Raw genomic sequence first — 21,441 nt, 5'->3', positions numbered from 1 at the left:
GGTCACCCGAGCAGGCGCACCGCGACGGCGAGGTACAGCCCGGCGCCCACCACGAGCAGCGCGATCCCGGCCCAGCGGCCACGGACGGCGGTCCCGCCGACGACCGCCAGGGCGGGCACCAGCGACAGCCCGTAGCGCGCCGGGATGTCGAACCAGATCTGCAGCGACGCGTAGTTGCCCACGACCATCAGCGGGCCGAAGACGAGCGCCGCGCCCGCGGTCGCGATCGCCAGCGCCCGGACGACCGAGCCGGGCCGCGACCGCACCGCGCCGACGAGGGCCAGCAGGAGCAGGCCGGCGTTCACCACGTGGGCGACCGCGGTGCCGACCCCACCCCGCACCGAGGCCTGCAGCCACGACGGGTCGAGCGGGGAGAGCAGCGACGGCAGCGCCGACACGAGCCAGGACGGGTCGAAGGAGTCCTCGCGCAGGACCAGGTTCTGGACGATCTCCATCTGGTCGAGCGTCGCCCGCGAGCTCTGCACGGCGGACCACCCGAGGGAGACCAGGAAGGTCGCGGCCGCGCTCACCCCGACGAAGACCCAGAGGCGCGGGGTGAGCGCGCTGCGCCACCTCTGCCGCGCGCGGTCGGACCGCTGCACCGCCCGGACCAGGACGAAGGCGCAGGCCAGCAGCAGCACCGCGACGTTGGTCACCTTGAGCACCAGGGCCACCGCGGCGAGGCCGAGGGGCGCCCACATCGGCAGGCGCCCCGCCGACCAGCGCAGGGTGGCGAGGGTGACGGCCGCGCCGGCGGCGAACGCGGCGGCGTCGTTGGTGACGGTGCTGTGCGCCAGGAGGAACGCCGGGGCGGCGATCAGCGCCAGCGAGATCCCCGCCCGGACGAGCCGGGGCACCCCCAGGTCGGCGAACAGCAGCCACAGCAGGACGAGACCCAGGACCAGCCACAGCGCGCTGGTCGCGCGCATGGCGTCGACGGGGTCGACGTCCCCGGGCAGGAGGTGCGTCGCGGCCCACAGCCCGGCGGCGGGGACGACGTAGTAGAGCGGCGGCTGGATGAACTCGGTGGTCAGCCCGTAGTTGGGCATGACACCGCGGTCGGGCCGGTCGCACGGCGGGTAGTCCCACGGCGAGTCGATCGTCCGGCACGCCACGGCCTGGGTGGTGGCCGGGAGCCACAGGTCGCCCGAGGCGGGCACGTGGCCGTCCAGCAGGTGGAGGACGTAGTCGACGTGCTGGGCCTCGTCGTACTGCGACAGCGGGCGGTACGAGTGGATGTGCAGGCCCACCAGGACGACGCCCAGCAGGACGACCAGGGCGGGCCCGACCCGCGAGGCCCGGGACCGCGACGAGCGGTCGCCGTCGGCGTCGAGGCCCGCCCGGTCCTCCGCCGTCCGCCGCGCCGCCGCGCCGAGCGGTCCGACGTCGTCGCCGATCATGCCGATCCCCTCGTGTCCCCGGTCTCGCCCGCCTGCTGACCGTCCCGGCGTGCGGGTGCGCGGCCGTGGTCGCCGTCGATTGTGGGCGAGGCCGGACCGGCACCGGCCCGGGGGAGGGGTCGTCCGGCAGCTTTCTGCCCACCGGTCGGCGGGTCGTCCCCTTTCGTCACGGGCACCAGCCGTAGCCTGCGATCACAGCGCGTCCCGCCTTGCTCACAATCCGTCCTCGACTGCTCCTGGCTGCGCAGGGATGGCGGTGCAGGTGCGCGGGCGGACCGTCGCCCCAGCTCACCGGAGGACCCTCACCCGTGCGCCGCATCGCCGCCGGCCTCACCGCCTTCCTGGCGGTCACCGCCACCCTGCTGATCCTCCCGGTGTACGCGGCCCCCGTCCCGGAGCCACGCCCCGTCGCGGCGTCGATCGAGACCGTCGAGCTGGGCTCGGTGACCGACCCCGAGGGCGACGCCGTCGTCGTGGACGACGGGCAGGCCCAGCCGGACGGCGTGGACGAGGCCGAGGCGACCGCGTCGCCCCCCGCGCCCACCACGGAACCGGCACCGACGACCGAGGCCGCGCCGACCACGGAGCCGGCGCCGACGACCACGGAGTCCGCGCCGACCACCGAGCCGGCGCCGACGACCGAGCCCGCGCCGACCACGGAGCCCGCGCCGACGACCGAGCCCGCGCCCGCGACCGACCCCGACGTCGTCAGCTCGGGTGAGGAGCTCGCCGGCGTCCCGGCCCTGACGGTGTCGCAGCCCGACACCGACGAGTTCTCGACCGTGGGCATCACCTGGCAGCAGGACGACGTCACCGACGTGGTCACCCAGATCCGGGTGCGCGACCGCGACGGCGACTGGGGCGAGTGGACCACCCTGCAGGCCGACGACATCGAGCAGACCGCCTCGGACGCCACGGAGAGCGAGGCGGTCCGGGGCGGGACGGCGCCGTACTGGACCGGCGAGGCGCACGGCATCGAGGTCATCGTCCAGGGGGCCGGCGGTGTGGTGCCGCGCGACGTGCGCGTGGCGCTGGTCGACCCGGGGGACAGCCCCGCCGACGCCCTGCCCGTCACCTCCGGGGCGCCGGGCGAGGCGCACGCCGACGGCACCCAGCCGTACGTCTTCACGCGGGCGCAGTGGGGCGCCGACGAGTCGATCCGCACCTGGGACCCCGAGTACGCCCCCGCGCTCAAGGCGGCCACGCTGCACCACACCGCCGACCGCAACACCTACTCGGCGGGGGACGTGCCGGGGATGCTCCGCTCGATCTACGCGTACCACACGGTGACGCGCGGCTGGGGCGACATCGGCTACAACGTGATCGTCGACAAGTTCGGCCGGATCTTCGAGGGTCGCTTCGGCGGCCTCAGCTCCACCGTGGTCGGCGCGCACGCCGGTGGCTTCAACACCGGGACGTTCGGGGTCTCGATGCTCGGCGACTACACCGCCACCGAGCCCCCCCAGGCGGTGCTCGAGTCGGTGGCCTCCGTCATGGCGTGGAAGCTGGCCCTCTACGGCGTCAGCCCCTACGGCACCACGCAGCTCACCTCCGGCGGCGGCGGGACGGCGAAGTACGCCGCCGGGACCGTGGTGACGCTGCCGGCGATCTTCGCCCACCGCGACGTGGGCAGCACGACCTGCCCGGGGCAGGCGGCGTACAACCGCATGGGCCAGCTCCGCGACATGGTTGCCGCCCGGTACAGGGCGATCAGCGGCAGCCCGAGCGGGAACCTGGAGAAGTTCGCCCTCGTCGGCCGGTCGGTCGAGGTGACCGGCTGGGCCTTCGACCCCGACCAGCCGACCGCGCCGGTCGGTGTCGGCATCTCGGTGGACGGCGACTGGGCGCTCCAGCTCACCGGTGACCGGAGCCGTCCGGACGTCGGCGCCGCCTACCCCCAGGCGGGGTCCGCGCACGGCTTCTCGGGCCAGCTGCAGCTGGCGTCGGGCCAGCGCACCGTCTGCGTCGTCTTCGTGAACAACGGGGCGAACGGGGCCAACAACTGGATCCGGTGCCAGGTGTTCTCGGTACCGCGGGCACCCACCACGACCCCGATCGGCAACGTCGAGGGGGTCGCCGTCCAGGGGGCCACCCTGCGCGCGTCCGGGTGGGCGGTCGACCCCGACTCCCTCGCCACGTCCCTGCAGGTCCACGTCTACGTGAACGGGGCCTTCGCCCAGGCGCTGACCGCCGACGGCCGGCGCGACGACATCGCGGCGGCGTACCCCGGCGCCGGGTCCGCGCACGGCTGGTCGTGGCAGTCGACCGTGACCGCACCGGGCTCCTACCGCGTCTGCGTCTACGCGATCAACGTCGGCCAGGGCACGGGGAACCCGCTGCTCAACTGCGCGACCACGGTCGTGGACACGGCGTCGTTCAACCCCGTGGGCCACCTCGACGGCGCGCGGTTCAGCGGGCGCGGCGTCGCGCTCGACGGCTGGGCGTACGACCCCAGCTCGCCCACCTCCCCGGTGGCCGTGGCGTTCTTCCTCAACGGCAGCCTCGCCTGGCAGACGACCGCCGGCACCTCCCGGCCCGACGTCGGGGTGGCCTTCCCGGGCGCCGGCGCCCAGCACGGCTTCACCCTGTCCCGCGACCTCGGCCCCGGGCGGCACACCATCTGCGCGTTCGGGGTGAACACCGGGAGCGGGACGGCGAACTCCCTGCTCGGCTGCGCGACCGGGACGATCGCCGACCAGGCGTGGGAGCCGATCGGTCACCTCGACGCGGCGACCGTGGTCGGGGCGGGGCACGTCAACGTGTCCGGCTGGCTGTGGGACCCCGACGCGGGGCCGAGCTCGAGCCCGGTGCGCATCGTCGTCGACGGGGCGACCGTCGGTCAGTTCACGGTCGCCAACAACCGCCCCGACCTGGCCGCCGTCCTCCCGGCCGCGGCGGGGACGGCGCACGGCTTCACGCGGGCGCTCGGCCTCACCGCGGGCTCGCACATCGTCTGCGCCTACGCCACCAACGTCGGGATGGGGAGGAACGACACGTTCCTCGGCTGCCTCGGCGTGACCATCTGACCGCTCCACCAGCACCTCGAAGGGCTCTCCATGGCCAGGCCTGCACGCCGACTCCCGCTGCTCCTCCTCGGGGTGGTCCTCGTGGCCGCCGCCGTGGTCGCGGGGCTGGTCGCGGGCCGGGGCGGCGACGACGGGGCGGAGGCCGCGGCCGGCTCGTCGACGGCCGCGCCCACCGTGGTCACCGAGCCGCCGCCGGGAGCGCCCGTCGTCACCGACGCGCCGGTGCCCGAGGTCCCCTCGGGGGTGCCGCTCGAGGTCGTCGTCACCTACTCCGGCTGGGACGACGACGCGCAGGTGGCCGAGGCCGCGGGCCTGGTCCCCGGGCTCGTCGAGTCCGGCGGCACCTGCGAGCTGACCCTCACCCGTGAGCGGACGACCGTCACCGGCCAGGCGGCGGCGGAGTCCGACGGCAGGTCCACGTGGTGCGGCAGCGTCACGGTCGCGGGCGGGGACCTCACCCCCGGCACGTGGAGCGCCGTCCTGTCCTACCGGTCGGCCACCGCCAGCGGCGCCACCGACGCCTTCGACCTCGAGGTGCCCGAGCAGTGAGCGACCGCCTGCTCTCCCTCGTCCGGATCGGCGTGGCCCTGGCGCTGCTGCTCACGCTGGGCCTCGCCGACCACACCGTGCCGCCGCCCCCGGGCGGGCTCGCGCCGGCGGCCGACATCAGCCAGTTCAACCCCGGCCACATCGTCAGCGACTCGGTGTTCTTCGACGGCGACGCCATGACCGCCGCCGAGATCCAGAACTTCCTCGACGTCAAGGGCGCGAACTGCCGCCCCGGCAGCGACGGCACACCGTGCCTGAAGAACTACCGGCAGGACACCACCGACCGGCCGGCCGACTCCTTCTGCGCCGGGTACGCCGCGGCGCCCCAGGAGACGGCGGCGGCGATCATCGCCAAGGTGGGGCTCTCCTGCAACATCAGCCCCAAGGCCCTGCTGGTCATCCTGCAGAAGGAGCAGGGCCTGGTCACGATCAGCGGCGACCGGCTCTACGCCCGGCGCTACCGCGAGGCCATGGGCTTCGCCTGCCCGGACACGGCTCCCTGCGACCCCGCCTACAACGGCTTCCAGAACCAGGTCTACAGCGCCGCCCGGCAGTTCCAGCGCTACGCCGCCACCCCGGCGTCGTTCGGCTACCGGGCCGGGCGCACGAACACGATCCTCTGGAACCCGAACACCGCCTGCGGCTCCAGCCAGGTCTACATCCAGAACCAGGCCACCGCCGGGCTGTACATCTACACGCCCTACCGGCCCAACGCCGCGGCCCTGGCGGCGGGGTACGGCACGGGTGACGCCTGCTCGGCCTACGGCAACCGGAACTTCTGGCTCTACTTCACCGACTGGTTCGGCTCCACCTACAGCCCGGGCGAGTCCCCGTGGCAGCCCATCGGCCACCTGGACTCCGTCACCGCCGCGAGCGGCGACCGCATCGAGGTGCTCGGCTGGGCGGTGGACCCCGACACGACGGCGCCGATCTCGGTGCACGTCTACGTCGACGGCGGGTGGGCCGGCGCGGTGACCGCCGACGTGCCCCGGCCGGACATCGGCGCCTACCTGCCCTCGTACGGGGAACGCCACGGGTTCTCCCTGCCGCTGACGGTCCCCCAGGGCCGGCACACCGTCTGCGCGTTCGCGATCAACGTCGGCTACCCGGCGGTCAACCCGTCGATCGGGTGCCTGGAGGTCGACACCGGCCACCTGCCCCTGGGCAACATCGAGCAGGCCTTCATCGACGAGGGTCAGGCCGTGCTGACCGGCTGGACGCTGGACCCCGACACCACCGGGCCCATCGACGTGCACGCCTACGTCAACGGCCAGCTCGGCGGGTACGGGACGGCCGGGCTCTCGCGCCCCGACGTGGCGGCCGCCTACCCCGGCGCCGGCGACCGGCACGGGTTCAGCATCCGCGCCTTCCTCCAGCCCGGCGACAACCAGATCTGCCTCTTCGCCATCAACGTCCCCACGCCCGCCGTGAACCCGTCGCTGGGCTGCCGCTCCCTCCACCTGCGCGTGGACCCGATCGGCACGGTCGACGAGGTGACCAGCGGTCCGACGTCGGTGACCGTCACCGGCTGGGCGCTGGACCCCGAGACGCGCTCGCCGATCGACGTCAAGGCCGTCGTCGACGGCGTGGAGGTGGTCCGGCGGACGGCGGGCGACCAGCGGCCCGACGTCGCGGCGAACTACCCCGAGAGCGGGCCACGGCACGGCTACTCCTTCACGGTGCCCCTGGCCCCCGGGACCCACCAGTTCTGCGTGTACGCGGTGAACGTCGGGCAGGGCAGCACCGACCCGCTGCTCGGCTGCCGGGACGTCAACGTGGGCGTGCCCCCGATCGGGCACCTCGACGAGGCGGTCGTCTCCTCCTTCCAGGCGCGCGTGCAGGGCTGGGCGCTCGATCCGGACACGAGCGCGCCGATCGACGTGCACGTCCTCGTGGACGGCCGGCTCGCGGCGACCGTGACGGCGTCGGGCGACCGCCCGGACATCGGCGCGGCGTTCCCGGCGACCGGGCCCGCGCACGGGTTCACCGCGACGGTGCCGGTGGCCGCCGGCCGGCACACCATCTGCGCCTACGCGGTCAACGTGCTCGGCGGGAACGGCACCCCCGGGCTCGGCTGCTACGCCGTGCAGGTCGCGGCCGGCCAGTCGCGGCCGTTCGGTCAGCTGGACCAGGTGTCCGTGGAGGCGGGCATCGTGCGGGCGACCGGGTGGGTGGTCGAACCCGACGCGCCGACGGCGCCGGTCATGACCCACTTCTACGTGGACGGCCGCCTCGCGGGTTACCTGCACGCGGGGGAGGACCGGCCGGACGTCGCCGCGGCGTTCCCGGGTGTGGGACCCGCCCACGGCTACACGGGCTACTTCATCCTGTCCCCGGGGCGGCACACCGTGTGCACCTACGGCATCAACCAGGGCGTGCCGGACATCAACCCGCAGCTTGGCTGCCGAGCGGTCACCGTGCCGTGAGCGCCCGCCGGTAGGCCTCCGTCGTCCGCACCGCCGTGGCCGCCCAGGTGAACCGGGCGGCCCGGCGGCGCCGGCGGCCGGCCAGGCCGGGGTCCTCGGTGCCGTGGAGCTGGTCGCGCAGCGCCTCGACCAGTCCCTCCAGGTCGCCCGGCGGGACCAGGCGGGCCAGCCCGGGATCGTCCCCCACGACCTCCCGGGTGACCGCCAGGTCGGAGGCGATCACGGGGACGCCGCAGGCGAAGGCCTCCAGCGGCGGCAGCCCGAACCCCTCGTACAGGGACGGGTAGACCAGCGCCCGGGCACCGGCCACGACGCTGCGGAGGTCGTCGTCGGCCAGGTACCCGGTCAGGACGACGGCGCCGTCGGGCAGGCCGCCGAGGTCGAGGTCGGGGCCCCAGCCGGGCGGGCCCATGAGGACCAGCGCCGGCCAGTCCGCGTGCTCGGCGCAGAGCCGGCGGTGCGCCTGCAGGAGGAGGGGCAGGTTCTTGCGCGGCTCGAGCGACCCGCTGAAGACGAGGTACTCCTCCGGGAGGCCGAGCCGCCGTCGCCGCTCGGCGCCGGGCGGCGCGGCGTCGGACCAGGCCGGGTCGACGCCCAGCGGGGTGACCGCCACGCGGTCCTCCGGCAGGCCGTAGGCGTCGCGCACCTCGCCGGCCACCGCCGCGCTGGGCACGCAGACGACGCCGGCCCGGCGCACGCTGCGCGGGACCAGCTCCCGGTAGGCCAGCGACGCCCGCGTCACCGTCTGCGGCGTCCGCAGGAACGACAGGTCGTGGACGGTGACGACCCCGGCGGCGCGGCCGGTCGGCGGCAGCACGAAGTTCGTGCCGTGGAAGAGGTCGACCCGCCCGGCCAGCGCGGAGACCGGCGGCAGCTCCGCCCGCGACCACAGCCACTGCAGCGCCCGGGCCGGCACGGGCGGCCCGGTGACCCGCACGCCCGGCGGCAGCAGCGGGGCCAGCCCGGCGCGCCCGCGCACGGTGACGGCCACCCCGCGCAGCTCGGCCGGGGCGTCGGGGCCCTGCTCGGCGGCCAGCGCGGCCAGCAGGGAGCGGACGTACCGCCCGATGCCGGTGGGAGTGCCCAGCAGCGGGGTCACGTCCATGGCGATGCGCAGTGCGGCCTCCGCTCCTCGGGTCGGGCGCGCCACCAGGGACGGGTAGGTTGATCCCGAACCGTCCGCTGCACCCGACCGGACGTCGACGGTACCGGCAGCGGCGCACCTGCCCGGGACGGGGCGCGGCCACCACCGCCCCGGTCCGGCACGACGTCGGAGGAGTCCGCACCGTGACCAGTGCCCCCCCAGCTGCTGAGGACGGGGCCGGCTGGCGCGACCGCCTGCGCCGTGCGGCGCTCGCCCGGATGCCGGAGGGCGGCCGGCGCCGCGCGGTCGCCACGGCCGCCCGGGACACGCTGGCCGACCTGGGTGAGACGGTGACGTCCATCCGCCGGCACTGGGCCGCGCCGGGCGTCGCGGAGGTGCCCGCCGCGCCGTACCCGGTGTGGCGGCTGGCGCACCGGCCCTCCGCGGCCGAGCTGGCCGCGCAGCGCGCGCGGGCCGACGAGGTCGCCGGCGGGACCGACGTCCGCGTGCTCGTGCTCCGCGGCCCCGGCGACCTGGCGGGGACCGTGGCGAGCCTGGCCGAGCAGTCGTCGCCGCGCTGGCGGGCCCTCGTGCCGGCGGCGGTGGCCGGCACCGACGCGCGGGTCGACGTGTGGACCGACGAGGAGGGCGTGCGGGCCTGGCTGGCCGAGGCGGGCCGGGCGGCGACGCTGGTGCTGCGCCCGGGGGACCGGCTGGAGCCCGACTGCGTCTTCTCCGTCGCCTCGGCCGTGCGGCGCTCGCCGCAGGTCGAGCTCGTCACCTGGGACGACGACGTCGTCTCCGGGCGCCGGCACCACGGCCCCCGGTTCCGGCCGTCGTGGTCGCCGGAGCTGCTGCTCGGCGAGGACTACGTCGGCCGCGCGTTCGCGATGCGGGCGTCGTCGGTCGTGCGCGCCGGCGGGCTGCCCGACCCGGACGCCCCGGCGGCGACGTGGGACCTGCTGCTGCGCGCCGACCTCCCGGCCGGGCGGGTCACCCGGGTGCCCCGCGTGCTCAGCAGCGTGCCGGAGCGCACCGTCGTCCCCCCGGCCGAGGCGGTCGCCACCGTCCAGCGGCACCTCGACCGGCACGGCCTGCCCGGCCGCGCCGCGGCCGGCCGCTCGGGGGGTGTCCGCGTCGTGTGGGAGCTGCCCGACTGGCCCCGCGTCACCGTCGTGGTCCCGTCGCGGCACGACGAGGCCATGCTGTCGGTGGCGCTGCCGTCGGTGGCGGCCAGCGACTACCCCGACCTCGAGATCGTGGTCGTCGACAACGGCGCGCGGACGCCGGAGCACGAGCGGTGGTACGCCGACCTCGACCTGCCGGTGCCCGTCGAGGTGCTCTGGTGGGACCGGCCGTTCAACTACTCCGCCGTCAACAACGCCGCCGCCGCCCGGGGCAGCGGTGAGGTGCTGGTCTTCCTCAACGACGACACCGAGGTCCGCGACCCGTCGTGGCTGCGCGAGCTGGTCGGCTGGGCGGTGCAGCCGGAGTCCGGCGTCGTCGGGCTGCAGCTGACCGGACCCGACGGCGAGATCCAGCACGCCGGGGTCGTGCTCGGCATGTCGGGCTTCGCCGACCACGTCTTCGCCGGCATGCCCCCGGGCAGCGACAGCGTCTACGGGCCCAGCGACCGGCTCCGCGACGTGCTCGCCGTGACCGGCGCCTGCTGCGCCGTCCGCCGGTCGCTGTTCGAGGAGCTCGGCGGCTTCGACGAGCGCTTTCAGCTCACCGGGTCGGACGTGGCCCTCGGGTTGAGCGCGGTCCTGGCCGGCCGGCGCAACATCTGCTCCCCGCACGCGGAGGTCCGCCACCTCGAGTCGGCCACCCGCGGCACCGACGTCCCGCGGGGCGACTACTTCGCCAGCTACTGGCGCTACAACCCCTGGCTGTTCGGCGGCGACCCGTACTGGAACCCCAACCTGTCGCTGCGCAGCCGCCGGCCCGCGCTGCGCGCCCGCACGGAGCCGAGCGCCCCCGACCGGGTGGGCCGGGTGATCGGCCGCGACCTCACCGCCTACCGGCAGCGCAGCGACGCCGACGAGACCCGCCGGCTGGCCGACATGTGCCGGGTGACCGACGCCGACGTCGCCCGCATCCGCGAGGACCACCGCCGGGTCGCCGCGCCGTCGCCGGTCCGCACGGTGAACTGGTTCCTGCCCGACATCGACAGCCCGTTCTACGGCGGCATCAACACCGGTCTGCGCATCGCCGACCTGCTCGCCCGCCGGCACGGCGTGGAGAACCGCTTCGTCGTGTGGGGTGCGCCCAACGAGGAGTTCTTCCGCTCGGCGCTCGCCGCCGCCTTCCCCTCGCTGGGGCGGTCGCCGATCGTCTTCCACGACGAGTCGCTCGACCTCCGCGCCGTCCCCCCGGCCGACGCCGGCATCGCGACCCTGTGGACCACGGCCTACGCGCTCGCGCACGCACCGGGCGTCGACCGGCGCTTCTACCTCGTGCAGGACTACGAGCCGATGTTCTACCCGGCCGGCACCCAGTACGCCCTGGCCGAGGAGAGCTACCGGCTCGGCTTCTACGGCATCTGCAACACCGACAACCTGCGGCGGGTGTACGAGGACGAGTACGGGGGCCGCGCCATGGCGTTCACCCCGGCCGTGGACACCTCGGTGTTCCACGCGCACGGCCGGCCCGAGCGCGCGCCGGACGACCCGGTCACCGTCTTCGTCTACGCGCGGCCCGGGCACTGGCGCAACTGCTGGGAGCTCGCCTCGGGCGCCCTGGCCGAGCTCAAGCGCCGCATGGGCGACGGCGTGCGGATCGTCACCGCCGGGGCGCGCGCGATCGGGACGGGCACCGACGACGTCATGGAGCACCTCGGCCTGCTCGACTACCGCGCGACCGGGGACCTCTACCGGTCCAGCGACGTCGGCCTCGGCCTGACCGTCTCCCGGCACCCCTCCTACCTGCCGCTGGAGCTCATGGCCTGCGGCGTGCCGGTGGTCGCCTTCGACAACCCCTGGGGCCACTGGCTGCTCCGCGACGGCGAGAACGGCCTCCTGGCCCGCCGGACGATCGACAGCCTGGCCGACAGCCTCGAGCGGCTCTGCCGCGACGCCGTCCTGCGGCGGCGGCTGGCCGACCAGGGCCTGGCCGACATCGCCGCCCGGCACGCCGACTGGGACGCCGCGCTGTCGGGCATCCACGGCTGGCTCTGCGACCCCGAGGGCGCCCGGCCGTGACGTCGGTCGAGCGGTCCGGCGTGGTGCTCGTGACACCGCAACCGCTCGGACCGCGGATGGCCGGCCCGGGGATCCGCGCGGTGGAGCTCGGGGCGGCGCTGGCCCGGGACGGCCGCGGGGGACCGGTCACCGTGGGGTCGCTGGCCGCGGTCGACCGGACGCAGGCCGGCCTGCGGCTGACGGCGGCCGGCGACGAGGGCGCGCTGCGGCGGCTGGTCGCGGCGGCGGCGGTCGTCGTGATCCAGGGCGACGTGCTCGGCCTGCACCCCTGGCTGGCCGACGAGGACGTCCCGCTCGTCGTCGACGCCTACGACCCGTACCACCTCGAGCAGCTCGAGCAGGCCCGCCCGCTGGGGGAGCCCGTGCGCCGGGCCGTGGTGCGCGACTGCGTGCGCTCGCTCAACACGCAGCTGGCCCGCGCCGACCTGGTGCTGTGCGCCTCGCCGCGGCAGCGGGCGCTGTGGCTCGGCCACCTGGCCGCGCTGGGCCGGGTCAACCCGCTGACCTACGACCGGGCCCCCGACCTCTCCGCGCTGCTGGCCGTCGTGCCCTTCGGCACCCCCGCCGCGCCCGTGCCCGCCCGGGACCGGACCGTCCTCACCGAGGCGTTCCCGGAGATCGGGGCGGACGACGTGGTGCTGATCTGGGGCGGCGGGCTCTACGAGTGGTTCGACCCCGCGCTGCTGGTCCGCGCGGTCGCCCGGGTCCTGCCCGACGTCCCGCGGCTGCGGCTGGTGTTCCTGGGCACGCGGCACCCCGTCGCCGGCGTCCGCTCGGCGCACGCGGCCGCGCTGGAGGCCGCCGAGGCGACCGGCACCCTCGGTCGTGCGGTGTTCTTCCACGAGGACTGGGTCCCCTACGACGAGCGCGGGCGGTGGCTGGCCGCCGCCGACGTGGGCGTGAGCACCCACCACGCGCACGTGGAGACCGAGTTCGCCTTCCGCACCCGGCTGCTCGACTACTTCTGGTGCCGGCTGCCGGTGCTCAGCACCGGCGGCGACGACCTGGCCGACCGGGTCGCCGAGCGGGGCGCGGGGACGACGGTGCCGGCCGGGGACCTCGACGCACTGACCGCCGCGCTCGCGACGGTGGCCGGCGACGCGGGCTGGCGGGCCCGGGCGGCCGACGCCTCGGCCGCCCTGGGCCGGGAGCTGTCCTGGGACCGCGTGGCCCGGCCGCTGGCCGACTTCTGCGCCGCCCCCCGGCGCGCCCCCGACCTGGTCCTCGACCGGGTGGACCGGCGGCAGCTCGGGCTGTCCGGGAGCGGCGGGTGGCCGTGGGACCGGCTGCGCGCGGCCTGGCGCGAGGGCGGTGCGCGTCTCCTCGCCGAGCGCGTCCGCAACCGACTGCCGCGCCGCCGCTGACGGCCCGGCCCAGCCCCTGGCGCGCCCGGTTCAGCCCCTGGGGCGGCCGGGCAGGCGCAGCCGGCGGACGGCGGCGGTCCGCAGCGCGCCCAGGGCCTCGCGCCCGCCCACCGTCCGCGGCGGGGCCGGCGGCGTGAGCGTGCCCGGCTTGCGGACGACGAAGACCTCGTTGAACGCGGCGTCCAGGCCGCGGGCCCGGTCGACCCGGTGGTGCGTGACGACCGCGCGCCCGGACCACTCGCTGAGCAGCCGCTCGAAGTCGGAGCCGTAGTCCCACGTCACCAGCGCCTTGTTGTCGCCGATCGGGTTGCCGTGGTACTCCGGCGGGAGGTCGTGCTGCACCCGGCCGTCGTCGTCGATGCGGGCCCGCCGCCGGCTCACGGCCAGGTCGGCGTGCTTGGGCGCCGTGAAGACGTGCGCACCGCCCGGGCGCAGGACGCGGTCGATCTCGCGCACGGCCCGGTCGGGGTGGAAGACGTGCTCGAGGACGTCCTGCGTGATGAACAGGTCGACGGACTCGTCGGGCAGGGTCAGCGCCTCGAGGTCCTCGCTGCGCACCCCGTCCACGTACTCGCCGCGCGGCACCTCCGGGAAGTACTGCGAGGTCGAGTACCGCGACGCCCAGCGGGCCAGGTAGTCGTTGGACGGCGACGACTCGTGGATCTCCAGGTCGTCCCAGCCCGACACGGTCTCGTCGAGGACCGTCTGCAGGTGGCGCTGCCGCGGGACCGAGCCGCACGACGTGCAGACGTAGAAGTCCCGCAGCCACTCGTCGTGGGCGACGAAGGTGGTCCGGTTGCGGCAGCAGGCGCAGTAGCCCTCGTTCTCGAAGACCGGCGTCCGCTGCTCGGTGCCGGACGAGGTCGCCTCCTGGGCTTCCTCCACGGTGTGCGTCATGGGTACCCCCCGTTGCAGGTTCTCGTGCACGGTATGCCGAAGTGCCGGGCCCGTCGCCCGGCCGGGTGAACCGTGTGACGGCTGTGCAGGATGAGTGGCTCGTGAGTCGGCGGCGAGAGAGGGTGCGGGGGTGACGGGAACTCCCTGGGCGGTGCACCTGGCGGGTGGTCCGACGCTCGACGCGTTGCCGGCCGTCGTCGACGTGGCGAAGGAGGCGCCGCCGAACCCCCCGGAGTCGGTCCAGGTGAGCTTCGTCGGGCTCTCGGCCGAGGCCGCCTACGCCGAGGCCGACGCGTTCGTCGGCGCCGTCGAGGAGGAGCTCGGCCGCCTCGGCCACCCCGGGCTGGCCGCCTCCCGCGTCCTCGACCTCGGCAGCGGCTGGGGACGGATCAGCCGGGTCCTGCTCACCCGGGTCGCGCCGCAGCGGCTCTTCGCCGTCGACGTCGACCCCGACATGACCGCCCTGGTGAACAGCACGCTGCCCGGCATCAACGCGATGACGGTCTCCCCGTCGCCGCCGACCGTGCTCGCCGACGGCTCCATGGACGTGGCCGTCGCGTTCAGCGTGTTCTCCCACCTCTCCGAGCCCGCTCACGCGGCGTGGGCCCGTGAGCTGGCGCGGCTGGTCCGCCCCGGCGGCGCGGTGGCGATCACGGTCCTCGGCGGGGACTTCCTCGACCTCGTGGCCGGCGCCCGGGCCGCGGTGACCGCCGGCGACGCCGACCCGTTCGCCGAGCGGATGGCGGAGGTCTTCCCCGACGTCGACGCCGCCCGCGCGGCCTTCGCCGCCGACCGGGTCGTCTTCGGCGCCACCGGTGGGGGCGGCGTGCGGACCAGCGACTACTACGGGTGGGCGGCGGCGTCCCGCCGGTGCGTGGAGCGCGTGTGGGGGGACGCGGGCCTCCAGCTGGTGCACTGGCGGCCGAGCGGCGAGCTGTTCCCCCAGGCGCTGGCGGTGCTCGTGCGCACCGGCGCGCCGCCGTGGCGGCGGCCGCTGCGTCGCGTGCGGCACGTCGCCGCGCGGCAGGCCCACCGCGTGGGCGCCCGGCTGCCGTTCCCGGCCCGGGCCGTGGTGCGCCGGCTGCGCCGGCGCACCACGGCGCCGGTCAGCTGAAGGCGACGTCCCGCAGGGCCAGGAGGTAGCTGCGGCCGTACCGGTCGGTCGGCTCGAGCACGGCGGCCTCCGCCCACTCGTTCCAGGCGTTGAGGAACACCACCCGCCGGTCGCGCTCCCGGGCGCTCACGGCGTGGGCGAGCGCCTTGACCCAGCGGTGGAAGACGTACGGGTTGGAGCCGTACCAGAAGTCGCTGCTGAGCTGGCGCCGGGCGGTGTTGTCGAAGTTGACCATCGCTCCCGGGAAGTGGTCGGGGTCGGTGTTCCGGGCCGCCCGCAGCGCCGCGTCGTCGGCCATCGCGGGGTAGCTCATCGCGTTGCCGTGGAAGTCGTCGCGCACGCGCAGGTGCACGCGGTCGATGCCCTTCCACAGCATGTTGTGCGGCGGGAAGTCCAGGGAGCCGTCGAGGCCGTGCTCCGCGGCGGAGTCCAGCCCCTGCATGCTCTGCCCCACGTTGACCGACATGAGGAACAGCTCCCCGATGCCGCGCTGCCGGGCGATCTCGCGCCAGCGGCGCGCGACCGCGGGGAAGTCCGGCATCTGCGCCGGGCGGTAGACGGCGAGGACCTTGCGGCCGTCGATCGTCATGTACCGCGGGTCGGCGAGGAACTCCGCGACGTCCTCGATGAAGTTCTCGGCGGGCACGTGCTCGTAGTCCTGGGCGAGCAGGATGTCCTGGGAGTTGCCGTCCCAGCGGCGCGTCCAGTTCTCGTTGGCCCACATCAGGCAGAACGGGAAGTCCAGGTCGCCGGCCAGCAGCTTCTCGATCGGCTTGTTCAGCAGCCGGCGCCCGGCGAACCAGTAATAGTAGTACATGAAGCCCTCGACACCGGCGGAGCGCGCCAGCTCGGCCTGCTCCCGGCGGACGTCGTCGGAGTTCAGGTCGTAGAAGCCGAGGTCGCTGGGCAGCAGCGGCTGGGCGTGCCCGTGGAAGACCGGCCGGGTGGAGGTGACGTTGGTCCACTCGGTGAAGCCGCGGCCCCACCACTCGTCGTTCTCCGGCGTGCGGTGGAACTGGGGGAGGTAGAACGGCACGAACCGCACGCGCGGCCGCAGCGGGCGGCCGTCGTAGACCTCGTGCCCGGCGGGGTCGACCGACGCCGGCAGCGCGGAGCGCTCCACCGTCCGCAGGTCGGCCTCGGCGGTGAGCACGCCGATGAGCCGCTCGACCGCGTGCGCCGTCGTGCCGTTGACCTGCCCGGCCTCGGCCTCGAAGTCGACCTCGGTCATGAGCAGCGCCCGCAGACCCTGCAGCACGATGCCGCGGCACCAGTACATCGAGCCGGCGGCGAAGGTGAGCGAGTCGTCGTCGAGGGTGAACTCCAGGCGGCGGGCCAGCTGCCGCGCGTTGCGCTGGTTGTCGCCCCAGAACTCCGGGCCGAGCACGCTGCCGTCGGCGGTGACCACGCCCAGGTCGGGGTCGGCGCGGAAGGCGGCGAGGATGCGCTCGACGTTGTCGCGGTCGCCGAGCAGCTGCTGCAGCAGCCCCGAGCGCCAGGTCGCGCCGTCGCCGGTGAGCTCGTGCGCCTCGCGCCAGGCGCTCTTCTTGGTGTGCACCTTGAGGATCAGCAGGTACGGGTCGAGCACGCCGCTGTTCACCGCTGCGACGGTCGGCCAGATGTCGCGGCCGTGGTTGTCCACGGGGAGCACGCGGACGTTGCGCATCGACCCGGTCGGGTGGATGTCGAGCTCCACCCCGGAGGAGTTGGTGACGATCAGGTCGAAGTCGACCGGCACGTGCTTGAGCTCGTCGAGCACCTCGTCGACCAGCTCGGGGAAGTGGACGTGGAACAGCACCGCGATGCGGGCGGGCTCCGGCACGACCAGCCGGCCGTGGGTCCGCCAGCTCGGCGGGTAGAGGACCGGCCGGCCCTCGTGCGCCCGGGCGACCCACTCGTCGAAGGTGGCCGGTGCGTGCAGCGGGCGGCCGTAGTCCAGCGGGAGCTCCCGGCCGATCACCTCGTAGATGCGGCGTCGGGGCTGGAGGCGCCGACGGGCCTCCACGAGGGCCGCACCCTGTTCGGCGAGCTCCCGCGCGGCGCGCCGCTTGATCTTGCCGGCGGTCCGGCGGACCAGGGTTCCTTCGAGCATGAGACTGTTCACTTCCTGTTGCCGTGGGGAGACGGCGTCGCGGGGAGGTCGGTCAGGTCCATTCGGAGATGTCGGTCCCGTACCGGTCGGCGACGACCGCGGCGATGCGGTCGCCGTCAGCGGCCAGGTCGGGCCGGCGCAGCAGCTCGCGCTTGACGAAGGGGACCCCCGCCTCGAGCAGACCGCGCCACGCGTGGATCGTGGGGTTCAGCCCGTCGGTCACCACCTCGCTGTGGTGCACGAAGGCCGTGCTGGAGTACCCGTGCTCGACGAGGAAGTCCCGGAAGCCGAACTCGTAGCGCATGATCAGCTCGGTCTTGTCGGGGATGACGCGCAGGTCGCGCCAGAACCGCCGCAGCGGCGCCTCGGTGAGCACCCCGAACCGGAAGCCCCGGAAGAACGACTGCAGGTGGCTGCCGAACTGGTCGGACTCCACCATGCCCCAGACGTCGGCAGTGCTCGCCTCGAAGTCGGCCACCACCCGGTCGAGCCGGTCGAACGGCCCCACGAGGCTGTCGTTGACGACGAGCACGTACGGCAGCGCCAGCAGCTCCTCGTACGCGGCCATGGCCACCGCCCAGGAGCCGAAGTCGTAGCCGGTGTTCGGCCGGCGCAGCACGGTGAGCTCGTCGAGCCGCACCCCGTGCTCGCCGGTGAAGGCGAGCTCGCCCGGCGCCTCGCTGGTCGAGCAGACGACCACGCGGTAGCCGAGCCGCTGCAGCTCGGCGACCAGCGTCTGCACCGACCGCGACTGGCGCTCGTCGGGTGACCAGTGCGCCAGGAACGCGACGCGCCGGGCGTCGGCGGGGACCGGCGAGGAGCGTTCCACGGCCGTCGGCGCGGCGACGTCGACCACCCGGGGGAGGCGACGGAGGGAGCCGAGCATTCAGTCGCCACTCCTGCGCAGCAGCGAGCCGGCCCGTCCGCGCCGGACCCGGCGCAGGGCGGAGCGCGCGCCGTCCAGCTCGGACCTCAGCTGGGACAGGCGGGTGCTGAGCAGGGCGTGCTGGGGGCGCAGCCGGGCCACCTCGGCGCGCAGCAGCCGCAGCTCCTCGTCCTTCTCGTGGTCCTGCGCCGCGAGCTGGTCGCGCAGCTTGTCGCGCTCGTTGCGCGCGGCGTCGCGGGTGGCCAGCAGCTCGGAGTACATCCCCGCGGCCGACCGCGGGTACATCAGCCACTCCGCGTGCCCGACCTGCTCGGCGAACGGCGCGAACCGGGTCTTCTTGTCGAGCACGACGACGGAGTCGTAGACGTGCACGCCGTCGAGCTGGCCGGTCCAGACGGGGTCGACCGGGTCGGGCTGGTGGAAGCCGTTGACGTCGTCGAGGCGCTGCTTGGCCCACTCCATGAAGGTGCCGGCGCGGTTGCGGCCCCCCTGGTAGGACTCCCAGTACGAGGTGTGGCAGTCCTCGACGAGGAAGACGCCGCCGTCGGCCAGCAGCGGGAACAGCGTCTCGGCGGTGGTGATCTGCTGGTCCATCTCGTGGCCGCCGTCGTCGATGATGATGTCGAACGGCCCGTGCTCCGCGGCGACGCGACGGAGGAACTCCGCGTCGGTCTGGTCGCCGATCTCCACGACGTGCCGCGGGTCGGAGGCGGCCTTCGCGTCCTCGTCGATGTCGATCCCCACGAGGGTCACCTGGGGGCCGAAGAACCACTCCCACATGTCCAGCGAGCCACCGCGGTAGATGCCGATCTCGAGGATCCGCACCGGGCGGCCGCGGTAGGGGGAGAAGTGGCGGGTGTAGATCGGGAAGTAGTGGACCCACTTGTCCAGCACCCGGCCCGCGCGGTGCGAGCTGAAGTAGGAGAACAGGGGGTCGTCGCGCAGGGCGGCGATGCCGTCGCCGAGGTAGAACGCGGTGCGGTAGCACTCGTTCGCGAAGAAGTCGTTCGTGCCGCCCTTGCGGATGACGTCGCCGAGACCCCGGGCCTGGACCGCGGGGTCGTCGGAGGCGGCGAGCGGCGCCCACAGGACGCCCCGCTCCTCCTCGGTGAGCTCCTCGCTGGTGAGCACCATGTTCTTGGCCCGGTCGGGGAACCCGGTGGCCAAGGAGTGCAGGAGCGTGCCGAGGGATTCAGCGCTGAACAAGGTGGTGCTCCTTCGGTCGGTCAGGACGGGGTCAGTGCGCAGCGGGCTGGTGGGAGTGTGACCAGTGCCCGTTCACCTTGACCAATCCCGGCTCGGTGACGTTCTCGGCCCGCACCTTGAGCACGAACGCCCGGTCCAGGTAGTCGTAGGGGTGCCCCTTGTCGACGGCCGCCGTCGTCACGAGGAACTCGCCCGGCTGCAGGGGGAGCTCGTCGACGGTGAAGTCGACGTGCCCCTCGCCCTCCTCGACGGCGAACGCGGCGTCGCCGTAGCCCGAGTTCGGGCCGGCCACCTGGATGCCGCTCTCGGTGGTGAACCCCAGCCCGAAGGTCACCGAGGGCAGGGCCGTGCTCGCCCGGTACCGCATGCGGATGGTGCACGACTGACCGGTGGCGAGGAACGGCTGCGGGCGGCCGCGCTCGTCGAGGTACTCGACGTCGGTCACGCGGATCTCGCCGCTGCCGCGCCGGGGGGTCATCCCCTCGTTCTCCTCGCCCTCGGCGGGCGCGGTCGGCTCGGGGCGGGTCTGCGCCTCGCGCTGGTTGACCGCCTTGAGGTACTGGTCGACGACCTCGCGCGAGGGGCCGACCGCCTTGAGCGTGCCGCCGTCGAGCCACGCCGCCTGGTCGCACAGGTCGGTGACCAGGCCGAGGGAGTGCGTGACCAGGACGATCGTCACGCCCTTGCGCCGCAGCTTGTAGAGGTGGTCGAAGCAGCGGCGCTGGAACTCCTCGTCGCCGACCGCGATGACCTCGTCGACGATGAGGATCTCCGGGTCGAGGTTCACCGCGATCGCGAACCCGAGGCGGACGTACATCCCGGAGGAGTAGACCTTCACGGGGGTGTCGATGAAGTCCTCGAGCCCGCTGAACGCGATGATCTCGTCCATCGCCGCGTCGATCTGCTTGCGGGTCATGCCGAGGATCGAGCCGTTGAGGTAGACGTTCTCCCGCCCGGTCATCTCCGGGTGGAACCCGGCACCGAGCTCGAGCATGGCCGAGATCCGGCCGTGCGCGGTGATCGTCCCCGACGTCGGCCGGTGGATGCCGGCGACGAGCTTGAGCAGGGTGGACTTGCCGGAGCCGTTGTGGCCGATCAGCGCGAACGTCTTGCCGCGGGGGATGTCGAGGTCGACACCCTTGAGCGCCCAGAAGTCGTCGGCGTGCTTGTCCTGGCGGCGGGAGCTGAACAGCTCCTTGACGTTGGTCCGGCGGTCGCTGTACCGGCGGAAGCGCTTGGTGACGTCCCGGACCTCGATGGCGACGCCGGCCGGGGTCTCCGCAGGGGCCTCCAGCTCCAGGTCGGCAGGGGGGAAGACGGTCACAGTTCCTCGCTCACGTCGGCGGACTTCCGCTGGAAGATCGTCCAGCCGCCGACCAGGACCAGCAGGCTCACCGCGGTCAGGTACCCCAGCTGGGCCCACCCGGGGAACTCCAGGTGCCACAGCACCGAGCGGAACGCCTCGACGAACGTGGTGACGGGGTTGTACTCGTACAGCCGCAGCCACGGGTGCTCGCCGTACAGGTCGGTCACCAGCGAGATCGGGTAGATGATCGGCGACATGTAGAACAGCAGGCTGAGCAGGACGGTCACGATGTAGCTGACGTCGCGGAAGCGGGCGTTGGCGATGGCCAGCACCATGCCGATGCCCAGGGAGAACGCCGCGAGCAGGACGAGCAGCACGGGTGCCAGCAGGAAGGTCCACCCGATGTTGCCCACCACGAGGTAGACGACCAGCAGCAGGCCGAACTCGATCGCGGTCTGGTTGAGCACCGCGCCGGCCGAGCCGATGACCGGCGCGAACGGCGGGAAGTAGATCTTGCGCAGCAGCGGGCCGGCCGTCACCAGGGCGCCCATGCCGCTGGTGGTCACCGACGAGAAGAAGTTCCACACGACCAGCGCGGTGAACAGGTAGACGGTGAAGTTGGTGAGCTCACCGTTGCCGGCCACGGGGGTCGGGAACTTGATGATGAAGCCGAAGACGAGGCTGTAGATGGCCAGCGTGGCCAGCGGGTTCAGCAGGGACCAGGCCGAGCCGAGCAGGCTGCCCTTGTACTTGCCCTTGATCTCGCGGTTGGCAAAGTTCCCGATCAGTCCGCGGTACTGCCACACCGCCCGAACAGACTGGGTCATACGAGCAGGTCACCTGTCTTCTTCACCACCGTCGGATCGCCGCATCGCTAGGGCGGAGCTGCGG

Annotated in this window: 14 protein-coding genes; 6 read left to right on the top strand and 8 right to left on the bottom strand. The window is 74.2% G+C overall.

Translation table 11 applies throughout. The features are described 5' to 3' along the window. Positions 1–2: 2 nt before the first annotated feature. Positions 3–1,400, bottom strand: coding sequence for a hypothetical protein (locus ACI8AF_RS08290; protein WP_456539210.1), 1,398 nt, complete (start codon positions 1,398–1,400; stop codon positions 3–5). 308 nt (positions 1,401–1,708) lie between these two features. Between ACI8AF_RS08290 and ACI8AF_RS08285 the strand changes: the two genes are divergently transcribed. From ACI8AF_RS08285 to ACI8AF_RS08275, 3 genes are read left to right on the top strand one after another with little or no spacing between them, the layout of a single operon-like run. Then, positions 1,709–4,426 (top strand): N-acetylmuramoyl-L-alanine amidase, encoded by a 2,718-nt coding sequence (locus tag ACI8AF_RS08285; protein ID WP_456539209.1) that lies wholly within the window; start codon positions 1,709–1,711, stop codon positions 4,424–4,426. A 30-nt stretch (positions 4,427–4,456) separates the two neighbouring features. Beyond that, entirely contained in the window at positions 4,457–4,975 is a 519-nt protein-coding gene (locus tag ACI8AF_RS08280; protein ID WP_456539208.1) for a hypothetical protein, read from the top strand. After that, the gene (locus ACI8AF_RS08275) at positions 4,972–7,401 is read left to right on the top strand and encodes a hypothetical protein (RefSeq protein ID WP_456539207.1); all 2,430 of its coding nucleotides are present in this window, start codon (positions 4,972–4,974) and stop codon (positions 7,399–7,401) included. Before ACI8AF_RS08280 ends, ACI8AF_RS08275 begins: the two co-directional genes overlap by 4 nt. Here the strand turns inward: ACI8AF_RS08275 and ACI8AF_RS08270 are convergent. Continuing rightward, positions 7,388–8,551: a glycosyltransferase family 4 protein gene (locus tag ACI8AF_RS08270; protein WP_456539206.1), complete on the bottom strand. Its 1,164-nt coding sequence runs from the start codon at positions 8,549–8,551 to the stop codon at positions 7,388–7,390. The two genes, ACI8AF_RS08275 and ACI8AF_RS08270, sit on opposite strands and share 14 nt — an antisense overlap. Positions 8,552–8,688: 137 nt before the next feature. Here ACI8AF_RS08270 and ACI8AF_RS08265 point away from each other — a divergent pair, with 137 nt between their 5' ends. Together ACI8AF_RS08265 and ACI8AF_RS08260 are read left to right on the top strand one after the other, a co-directional pair. Further along, positions 8,689–11,685 (top strand): rhamnosyltransferase WsaF family glycosyltransferase, encoded by a 2,997-nt coding sequence (locus tag ACI8AF_RS08265; protein WP_456539205.1) that lies wholly within the window; start codon positions 8,689–8,691, stop codon positions 11,683–11,685. A 56-nt stretch (positions 11,686–11,741) separates the two neighbouring features. Continuing rightward, positions 11,742–13,049, top strand: coding sequence for a glycosyltransferase (locus tag ACI8AF_RS08260; protein ID WP_456539204.1), 1,308 nt, complete (start codon positions 11,742–11,744; stop codon positions 13,047–13,049). Positions 13,050–13,079: 30 nt separating this feature from the next. Here ACI8AF_RS08260 and ACI8AF_RS08255 read toward each other — a convergent pair whose 3' ends face one another. Continuing rightward, positions 13,080–13,946, bottom strand: coding sequence for a class I SAM-dependent methyltransferase (locus tag ACI8AF_RS08255; RefSeq protein ID WP_456539203.1), 867 nt, complete (start codon positions 13,944–13,946; stop codon positions 13,080–13,082). Between the two features lie 130 nt (positions 13,947–14,076). Between ACI8AF_RS08255 and ACI8AF_RS08250 the strand changes: the two genes are divergently transcribed. After that, entirely contained in the window at positions 14,077–15,060 is a 984-nt protein-coding gene (locus ACI8AF_RS08250) for a class I SAM-dependent methyltransferase (RefSeq protein ID WP_456539202.1), read from the top strand. Here the strand turns inward: ACI8AF_RS08250 and ACI8AF_RS08245 are convergent. The 5 genes from ACI8AF_RS08245 to ACI8AF_RS08225 are packed head-to-tail and all read right to left on the bottom strand — an operon-like array spanning position 15,053 to position 21,377. Next, on the bottom strand, positions 15,053–17,152 hold the full coding sequence (locus ACI8AF_RS08245; RefSeq protein WP_456539201.1) for a glycoside hydrolase family 99-like domain-containing protein: 2,100 nt from the start codon (positions 17,150–17,152) through the stop codon (positions 15,053–15,055). The genes ACI8AF_RS08250 and ACI8AF_RS08245 overlap by 8 nt on opposite strands. Before the next feature lie 52 nt (positions 17,153–17,204). Then, complete coding sequence (locus ACI8AF_RS08240) at positions 17,205–18,038, bottom strand: rhamnan synthesis F family protein (protein ID WP_456539200.1); 834 nt, start codon at positions 18,036–18,038, stop codon at positions 17,205–17,207. Continuing rightward, positions 18,039–19,244 (bottom strand): class I SAM-dependent methyltransferase, encoded by a 1,206-nt coding sequence (locus tag ACI8AF_RS08235; protein ID WP_456539199.1) that lies wholly within the window; start codon positions 19,242–19,244, stop codon positions 18,039–18,041. It abuts the gene before it with no gap. Between the two features lie 31 nt (positions 19,245–19,275). After that, complete coding sequence (locus ACI8AF_RS08230) at positions 19,276–20,568, bottom strand: ABC transporter ATP-binding protein (RefSeq protein ID WP_456539198.1); 1,293 nt, start codon at positions 20,566–20,568, stop codon at positions 19,276–19,278. Continuing rightward, entirely contained in the window at positions 20,565–21,377 is an 813-nt protein-coding gene (locus ACI8AF_RS08225; RefSeq protein ID WP_456539197.1) for an ABC transporter permease, read from the bottom strand. Before ACI8AF_RS08225 ends, ACI8AF_RS08230 begins: the two co-directional genes overlap by 4 nt. Between the last annotated feature and the right edge of the window lie 64 nt (positions 21,378–21,441).

This window comes from Blastococcus sp. SYSU D00669, from assembly GCF_054050715.1.
The sequence above is the reverse complement of the archived record's forward strand: the minus strand, read 5'-3'. Positions and strand labels throughout refer to the sequence as shown.

Excerpts from the sequence above, each read along its gene's own strand:
- ACI8AF_RS08290 (WP_456539210.1), bottom strand. The coding sequence starts at position 1,400 with ATGATCGGCGACGACGTCGGACCGCTCGGCGCGGCGGCGCGGCGGACG.
- ACI8AF_RS08280 (WP_456539208.1), top strand. The coding sequence starts at position 4,457 with ATGGCCAGGCCTGCACGCCGACTCCCGCTGCTCCTCCTCGGGGTGGTC.
- ACI8AF_RS08260 (WP_456539204.1), top strand. The coding sequence starts at position 11,742 with ATGGCCGGCCCGGGGATCCGCGCGGTGGAGCTCGGGGCGGCGCTGGCC.
- ACI8AF_RS08255 (WP_456539203.1), bottom strand. The coding sequence starts at position 13,946 with ATGACGCACACCGTGGAGGAAGCCCAGGAGGCGACCTCGTCCGGCACC.
- ACI8AF_RS08245 (WP_456539201.1), bottom strand. The coding sequence starts at position 17,152 with ATGCTCGAAGGAACCCTGGTCCGCCGGACCGCCGGCAAGATCAAGCGG.
- ACI8AF_RS08240 (WP_456539200.1), bottom strand. The coding sequence starts at position 18,038 with ATGCTCGGCTCCCTCCGTCGCCTCCCCCGGGTGGTCGACGTCGCCGCG.
- ACI8AF_RS08225 (WP_456539197.1), bottom strand. The coding sequence starts at position 21,377 with ATGACCCAGTCTGTTCGGGCGGTGTGGCAGTACCGCGGACTGATCGGG.